This is a genomic window from Roseitranquillus sediminis, assembly GCF_016918935.1.
GTDB lineage: Bacteria > Pseudomonadota > Alphaproteobacteria > Rhodobacterales > Rhodobacteraceae > Roseitranquillus > Roseitranquillus sediminis.
In genome coordinates this window covers 1-359 of sequence record NZ_JAFFOB010000028.1, presented here as the reverse complement: position 1 = coordinate 359, position 359 = coordinate 1, and the positions used below count along the sequence as shown (strand labels likewise).

Below are 359 nucleotides of genomic sequence, written 5' to 3'. Positions count from 1 at the left end.
TGATCGACATGCGTCATGAGCTGGTGAAGCTCGAGGCGGTGATCGACTGGGAGTTCCTCGAGCGGGAGTGGGCCGGGTTCTTCCCGTCGGCAAGCGGGAGGCCCGCGACGTCACCGCGGCTGGTGGCGGGCTGCTCTGCCTCCAGCACGCCTTCGCCCTCTCGGACGAGGCTGTGGTCGCGCGGTGGGTCGAGAACCCGTACTACCAGCACTTCTGCGGCGAGACCTTCTTCCAGCACCGCCCGCCGATCGATCCCTCCTCGCTCACCCGCTGGCGCCAGCGGATCGGCGAGGAGGGCGTCGAATGGCTGCTGACCAAGAGTGAGGAGGAAAAGGAAAGGCCCCAGTGGGGCGTTTCCC

General features: G+C 67.4%; 1 pseudogene. It reads left to right on the top strand.

Features of this window, described 5'->3' with window-relative positions:
* Window positions 1-2: 2 nt before the first annotated feature.
* Window positions 3-359 (top strand): annotated as a pseudogene (locus tag JM664_RS17795) (transposase); the annotation flags it as partial.